At 71.4% G+C, this 7,002-nt stretch carries 5 protein-coding genes and 1 tRNA gene; 3 read left to right on the forward strand and 3 right to left on the reverse strand.

All coding sequences use genetic code 11. From position 1 onward, the window contains the following. Positions 1-4 precede the first annotated feature (4 nt). The 3 genes from glmU to EFL26_RS20930 form a co-directional block, all read right to left on the reverse strand. Positions 5-1,495, reverse strand: a complete 1,491-nt coding sequence (gene glmU / locus EFL26_RS20920; protein WP_123224866.1) for a bifunctional UDP-N-acetylglucosamine diphosphorylase/glucosamine-1-phosphate N-acetyltransferase GlmU — start codon at positions 1,493-1,495, stop codon at positions 5-7. Positions 1,496-1,612: 117 nt separating this feature from the next. After that, positions 1,613-1,694, reverse strand: a tRNA-Gln gene (locus EFL26_RS20925). Positions 1,695-1,873: 179 nt separating this feature from the next. Beyond that, positions 1,874-2,710, reverse strand: a complete 837-nt coding sequence (locus tag EFL26_RS20930; RefSeq protein ID WP_123224867.1) for a thioesterase family protein — start codon at positions 2,708-2,710, stop codon at positions 1,874-1,876. A 120-nt stretch (positions 2,711-2,830) separates the two neighbouring features. On the opposite strand from EFL26_RS20930, the gene EFL26_RS20935 reads away from it, so the two are divergent. The 3 genes from EFL26_RS20935 to lon all read left to right on the forward strand — a co-directional run bounded on the left by EFL26_RS20935 (position 2,831) and on the right by lon (position 6,947). Next, on the forward strand, positions 2,831-3,787 hold the full coding sequence (locus tag EFL26_RS20935) for an acyl-CoA desaturase (RefSeq protein WP_123224868.1): 957 nt from the start codon (positions 2,831-2,833) through the stop codon (positions 3,785-3,787). A 143-nt stretch (positions 3,788-3,930) separates the two neighbouring features. Then, a complete protein-coding gene (locus EFL26_RS20940) occupies positions 3,931-4,527 on the forward strand; it encodes a TetR/AcrR family transcriptional regulator (RefSeq protein ID WP_221177107.1) in 597 nt (198 codons plus the stop codon). A gap of 101 nt (positions 4,528-4,628) precedes the next feature. After that, complete coding sequence (lon, locus tag EFL26_RS20945) at positions 4,629-6,947, forward strand: endopeptidase La (RefSeq protein ID WP_123224870.1); 2,319 nt, start codon at positions 4,629-4,631, stop codon at positions 6,945-6,947. Positions 6,948-7,002 lie beyond the last annotated feature (55 nt).

Below are 7,002 nucleotides of genomic sequence, written 5' to 3' on the forward strand. Positions count from 1 at the left end.
ATTGTCACCCACCGACCGGCGCGTCCCCAACATCGGGGTCCGGCGTGCCGCCATCTGGACGCTCGCCCGGCTCGCCCAGCGCCTTCTCGGCGGCCTCGGCCTGCTTCGTCCCCGCCCGCTTGCGCAGCGCCCACGCCTCGTAGTGCCGCTGCGGCCCGCTGGACACGGCGAGCGCTCCGGGCGGCACGTCGCGCCGGATCACGCTGCCGGCGCCGGTCGCGGCACCGTCACCGACGGTGACCGGAGCCACGAACGTGTTGTTGCTCGCGGTCTTCGCATGCGCGCCGATCGTGGTGCGGTGCTTCTCGAGCCCGTCGTAGTTGGCGAAGATCGTGCCGGCCCCGATGTTCGCGCCCTCGCCGATCGTCGCGTCGCCGACGTAGGACAGGTGCGGCACCTTGGCCCCCGGCCCGATCTCGGAGTTCTTGGTCTCGACGAACGCGCCGATCTTGCCGTCGGCGCCGAGCACGGTCCTGGGTCTGAGGTAGGCGAACGGACCCACCGTGGCACCGGCGCCGATCACGGCGAGCTCCGCGTGCGTGCGCACGACGCGCGCCCCCGCGCCCACCTCGACGTCCTTGAGCGTGCAGTCCGGCCCGACCACGGCGTCCTCGTCGACCACGGTGGCCCCCTGGAGCTGCACACCGGGGAGCAGCGTGACGTCCGCCGCCAGCCTCACGTCCGCGTCGACCCAGGTGGTCGCCGGGTCGACGATCGTGACGCCCTCACGCATCCAGTGCTCCAGGATCCGCCGGTTCATCTCCGCGCCGAGGGCCGCCAGCTGGACCCGGTCGTTCGCGCCCTCGGTCTGCATCACGTCGTCGATCGCGAACGCCGCGACGGTGCGGCCCGCCTCGCGCGCCAGGGCGACGGCGTCGGTGAGGTAGTACTCCCCCTTGGCGTTGTCGTTGCCGATTCGGGGCAGCACGTCGTCGAGGAAGTCGGCGTCGAAGGCCAGGATGCCGCTGTTGATCTCGTCGATCGCCGCCTGCTCCGGGGTCGCGTCCTTCTCCTCGACGATCGCCGCCACGGCGTCCTGCTCGTCACGCAGGATCCGGCCGTAGCCGGTGGGGTCGGCGACGACGCCGGTCAGGATGCTCATCGCGACGGGCGACTCGCGGTGGAACCGCACGAAGCGGGCCAGGGTCTCGCCCTCGAGGAGCGGCGTGTCGCCGTACGCGACGACGACGGTGCCGACCCGCGCCTCGGCGGGGATCGCCTCCCAGGCCGTGCGGACGGCGTGTGCCGTGCCCTCCTGCGTGTCCTGCACGGCCATGACGGCATCGGGCACGATGTCCTCGATGTGCGCGCCGACCTGCTCGCGCTGGTGACCCACGACCGCGACGATCCGGGTCGGCTCGAGCTGACGCGCCGCGTGCAGGACGTGCCCGATCATGCTCCGCCCCGCGATCGGGTGCAGGACCTTCATCGTCTTCGACTTCATCCGGGTGCCGCCACCCGCTGCCAGGACGATGACCGTCACGTCGTCGGACACGTTCTTCCTCCGCTCTGATCGGCCAGCGGGGCTCCGCCCGCTCACGGGTCGAACCTATGTCCCCGGCCTGTCCCGGGCGAGCCGAGGGCTCTCGATACGCCGAGGGAGGGGCGGACCTGGCTCCCCGGGTAGGAGTCGAACCTACGTCGCTAGTCCTGATTCAAAGTCAGGCGGGCCCTGCCGGCAGACCAACCGGGGAAAGAATGCGCCAAGGCTATCGGCGTCTGCCGGCAGCGCCCGCCTGCGGGGCGGCGCCGCTTCTGGCCGGCCGACCAACCGGGAATGTCTGGTGAAGAGGCTATCGGCGTCTGCCGGCAGCGCCCGGGCCCGGTGGTTTCCACAGGCTCAACCATCGGTGGTTGAGCCTGCCGAAACCGCTCAGGCGCCCGAGGTCTCCTCCGCGCCGAAGTCGTGCTCGGTGAAGTCCACGGTGCGGCGGGCGTTCGCCAGGGACGTGACCGTGCTGGTGCCGATCGGGCCCTGCCGGTCGAACACCACGGCCGTCCCGACGGCGATGCCGTCGTCGGCGAACCGCTCCCGGGCGGCGAGGCCGATCTCGGTGCTGACCGGCAGTCGCGAGAGGGCCAGGTTGATGTCGGTGTTGATGTACTCCACGCCGGCGGAGCCCCAGTTCATCACCATGCTGGTCGCGTCCGCGACGCCGGCGACCGCCTGGAACGGAGTCGCCTTCTCCCCGACCACGATCGGCAGCGCCGTCTGCCAGGTCTGCTTCCGGGAGCCGTTCTGGTGCTCCGCGAAGTTCTGCGACCAGCCCACCTCGCTGCTGAAGATCGGCACCCGCAGGTCCTCCGAGACGGGAGCGATCTCGAGCGGCGGCGGCTGCGGTACGTCGTCCGAGGACCACACCGCGCCGTCCGGGTTCTCGCTCGGAGCCAGGAAGATCGCACCGGCCCTGGCGACCGGCCGACCGTCCTGCTCGAGCACGGCGTCGACGAGGCAGATCCGCGAACCCTCGCGGACCACCTCCGACCGCAGCGTGCACGCCGACATGCTCGGCGCCCGGAACAGGTCCACGGTGTACCGCGCCGGCCTGAGGTCGTGGCGGCCGAGAGCCGCGACCGCCCGCTCGAGCTCGCGGGCCAGCGCGCCGCTGGTCGCGACCCCGTGCATCTGGTCCTCGCGCCACAGGCTCCGGGCGATGTCCTGCGGGACCAGCACGTCACCCTCGGCGCGGAACAGCGCGAACTCGCTCATGGCGCCATTCTCGCGGCGCTGCGCGTGCCGACCGCCGCCGGGGGTACTGGACCACTTTGAAGGCTACGAAGTCGTAGGTTACGGTTTCGTAGGTACGGCCCGTGCAACGTGAGGAACTCCATGACGACGTCCGCCCCGCCCCTGGCCGCCGATCTCGTCGTCGCGGATGCGACCCTCGGCGGCGACATCCAGTCGCGCAAGGAGCAGATCGCCCTGGGGGCGTTCATCGTCGTGCCGTTCCTGGCAGTGCTGGCCGCCGTACCGATCGCCTGGGGCGGCTGGCTGAGCTGGACCGACCTCGCGATCATGGCGGCGATGTACTGGCTCACCGGGCACGGCATCACGATCGGCTACCACCGGCTCTTCACCCACAAGTCGTTCAAGCCGAACCGGTTCGTGAAGAACACCCTCGCCATCCTCGGCTCGATGGCGATCCAGGGCCCGGTCGTGCGCTGGGTCGCCGACCACCGCAAGCACCACAAGTTCTCCGACCGCGACGGCGACCCGCACAGCCCGTGGAAGTACGGCACCAGCCTCCGGGCGCTGTGGAAGGGCTTCTGGCACGCCCACATGATGTGGCTCTTCGACGAGGAGCAGACCCCTCAGCGCAAGTACGCCCCCGACCTGATGAGCGACCCCGACATCGTGCGGATCTCCCGCGGGTTCTTCGGCTTCGTGCTCGTCTCGCTGCTGCTCCCGGCGGTTCTCGGCGGGCTGATCACCTGGTCCTGGCAGGGCGCCCTGACCGCGTTCTTCTGGGGCTCGCTGGTCCGGGTCTCGCTGCTCCACCACGTCACCTGGTCGATCAACTCGATCTGCCACACGATCGGCGACCGGCCGTTCGTGTCCCGCGACAAGTCGGCCAACGTCTGGTGGCTCGCGATCCCCTCGATGGGCGAGTCGTGGCACAACCTGCACCACGCCGACCCGACCTGCGCCCGTCACGGCGTGATGCGCGGCCAGGTCGACACCTCGGCCCGGGTGATCTGGGCGTTGGAGAAGGTCGGCTGGGTGCACGACGTGCGCTGGCCGGTGCGCGACCGGATCCAGTCGAAGCTGGTCGTCAACCAGGCCTGACGCAGGCCCGAGCCGGGGCCGGGATCGACCGCGCCGTCGGCGAGGCAATCCCGCACCGCGGGCTGGTTCGACCCCGCGGCCGCCCGAACCGCTGACACAATGCCCGGATGGCCGCTTCCGCGAAGAAACCCGCACGCAGCCGGATGACGGCCGCCGAACGCCGGGAGCAGCTGATCGAGATCGCCCGCACCGTGTTCGCCGAGCGCGGCTTCGACGGCGCCTCCGTCGAGGAGATCGCCGCTCGTGCGGAGGTGTCGAAGCCGGTCGTCTACGAGCACTTCGGCGGCAAGGAGGGTCTGTACGCCGTCGTGGTGGACCGCGAGGTGCGCCACCTGCTCGACATGATGCGCGAGGCCCTGACCGAGGGCTCGCCCCGCGTGCTGCTCGAACGCGCCGCGTCGGCGCTGCTGGACTACGTCGAGCAATCGTCCGACGGGTTCCGGATCCTGGTGCGCGACAGCCCGCTCGGCTCGGCGACGGGGTCCTACGTCTCGATCATGAGTGACATCGCCAGCCGCGTGGAGGGCATCCTGGTCGACGAGTTCAAGCGCCGAGGCTTCGACGCCAAGGCCGCGCCGATGTACGCCCAGATGCTCGTCGGCATGGTCGGCCTGACCGGCCAGTGGTGGCTGGACACCCGGAAGCCGGCCAAGGAGGTCGTAGCAGCCCACCTGGTCAACCTCGCCTGGAATGGTCTGGCCGGCCTCGAGGCCAAGCCGGTGCTGCACTCGGGCCGCTGAGCGCCGGTTCGCCAGCAGCGAACACCGCCGGCCGTCCGGAACAACCGGGGGCCGCACCGAGGTTGAGTCCTCACTACTCAACTCTTGGTCAGGGGTCCGTGATGACTGTGAAGCAACTCCCCGTGCTGTTCCTCCCCGACGTGGTCCTCCTCCCCGGGATGGTCGTGCCGATCGAGCTCGACGAGGCCGCGCAGGCGGCCGTGGACGCCGCCCGCGCCGGGGCGTCCGGGGACGGCGACGGCGAGCTGCTGGTCGCGCCGCGCCTCGACGACCGCTACGCGTCGTACGGCGTGGTCGCGACCGTCGAGAAGGTCGGCCGGTTCCGCGGTGGCGCACCGGCCGCGGTGCTCCGGACCGCTGGCCGGGCCCGGATCGGCTCGGGGGTCACCGGGCCGGGCGCGGCCCTGTGGGTCGAGGCCGAGCCGGTCGAGGAGGGCGCGCCGAGCGACCGCGCGATCGAGCTGGCCGCGGAGTACAAGGCGCTGGTCACCACCGTCCTGCAGAAGCGCGAGGCCTGGCAGATCGTCGACACGGTCAACGCGATCGACGACCCGTCCGCGCTGGCGGACACGGCCGGGTGGGCGCCCTACCTCTCGGTGGATCGCAAGCGCGAGCTGCTCGAGACCCCGGACGTCGAGGCACGCCTGACGCTGCTGATCGAGTGGACCCGCGACCACCTCGCCGAGTCGGAGGTCAACGAGAAGATCAGCGAGGACGTCCGCGAGTCGATGGAGAAGAGCCAGCGGGAGTTCCTGCTCCGCCAGCAGCTCGCGGCGATCCGCAAGGAGCTCGGCGAGGGCGAGCCGGACGGCTCGGACGACTACCGCGCGCGCGTCGAAGCCGCCGACCTCCCGGAGCACGTGCGCGAGGCCGCACTGCGCGAGGTCGACAAGCTCGAGCGGTCCAGCGACCAGAACCCCGAGGCGGGCTGGATCCGGACCTGGCTCGACACCGTGCTGGAGCTGCCGTGGGGCACGACCACCACGGACTCCACCGACCTCGAGGCGGCCCGCGCCGTGCTCGACGCCGACCACCACGGCCTCGACGAGGTCAAGGACCGGATCGTGGAGTACCTCGCGGTGCGCGCCCGCCGCGCCGAGCGCAACCTCGAGGTGATCGGCGGTCGCGGTTCGGGTGCGGTGATCCTGCTGGCCGGCCCTCCGGGTGTCGGCAAGACCTCGCTGGGCGAGTCCGTCGCGCGCACGCTCGGCCGGAAGTTCGTCCGCGTCGCGCTCGGCGGTGTCCGCGACGAGGCCGAGATCCGCGGCCACCGGCGCACGTACGTCGGCGCGCTGCCCGGCCGGATCGTGCGGGCGATCAAGGAGGCCGGCTCGATGAACCCGGTCGTGCTGCTCGACGAGGTCGACAAGGTCGGCTCGGACTTCCGTGGTGACCCGGCGGCAGCCTTGCTCGAGGTGCTCGACCCGGCGCAGAACCACACCTTCCGCGACCACTACCTCGAGCTCGACCTCGACCTCTCCGACGTGCTGTTCATCGCGACGGCCAACGTGCTGGAGACGATCCCGCCGGCCCTCCTGGACCGGATGGAGCTGGTGTCGATCGACGGCTACACCGAGGACGACAAGGTCGCGATCGCCCGCGACTTCCTGGTGCCGCGTCAGCTCGAGCGTGCGGCGGTGACGCCCGAGGAGCTGACCGTCACCGACGACGCGTTGCGCGAGCTGGCGTCGAACTACACCCGCGAGGCCGGCGTACGCTCGCTCGAGCGGCTGCTCGCCAAGGCGTTCCGCAAGGCCTCGCTCAAGGACCTGCCGCTCACCATCGACGTGGCCGACCTCAAGGACCTGATCGGACGGCCGCGGTTCACGCCCGAGTCCCACGAGCGGACGTCCGTGCCCGGCGTGGCCTCGGGCCTGGCCGTGACCGGGATGGGCGGCGACGTGCTCTACATCGAGGCCTCGCAGCTGCCCGGCGACCAGTCAGGGCTGACGCTCACCGGACAGCTCGGTGACGTGATGAAGGAGTCCGCGCAGATCGCGCTGTCGTACGTGCGGTCGCACGCGTCCGAGCTGGGGGTCGCCCCGGAGTCACTGGATCGACCCATCCACGTGCACGTGCCCGCCGGCGCGGTCCCCAAGGACGGCCCGTCGGCCGGAGTCACGATGACGACCGCGCTGGTCTCCCTGCTGACCGGTCGGCCCGTGCGTGCGGAGGTCGGCATGACCGGCGAGGTGTCGCTCACCGGACGGGTGCTCCCGATCGGCGGGGTGAAGCAGAAGCTGCTCGCCGCCCAGCGCGCCGGCCTCACCGAGGTCTACCTGCCCCAGCGCAACGAGCCCGACCTGGACGACGTGCCGGCCGAGGTGCTCGCCGCGGTCACGGTGCACCTGGTCTCGGACGTGCGGGAGATCCTGGGGAGTGCGTTGGAGGGGGCCGGGCTGGCGAACGCCGCGGCGTAGTCGGCCTGCGGCGGGTTCGCCTGCGGCGGGCTTCGTGTCGGCGGGTCTGGGTGGG

Source organism: Nocardioides pocheonensis (genome assembly GCF_003725535.1).
Classification (GTDB): domain Bacteria; phylum Actinomycetota; class Actinomycetes; order Propionibacteriales; family Nocardioidaceae; genus Marmoricola; species Marmoricola pocheonensis.

Excerpts from the sequence above, each read along its gene's own strand:
- lon (WP_123224870.1), top strand. The coding sequence starts at position 4,629 with ATGACTGTGAAGCAACTCCCCGTGCTGTTCCTCCCCGACGTGGTCCTC.
- EFL26_RS20930 (WP_123224867.1), bottom strand. The coding sequence starts at position 2,710 with ATGAGCGAGTTCGCGCTGTTCCGCGCCGAGGGTGACGTGCTGGTCCCG.
- EFL26_RS20935 (WP_123224868.1), top strand. The coding sequence starts at position 2,831 with ATGACGACGTCCGCCCCGCCCCTGGCCGCCGATCTCGTCGTCGCGGAT.
- EFL26_RS20940 (WP_221177107.1), top strand. The coding sequence starts at position 3,931 with ATGACGGCCGCCGAACGCCGGGAGCAGCTGATCGAGATCGCCCGCACC.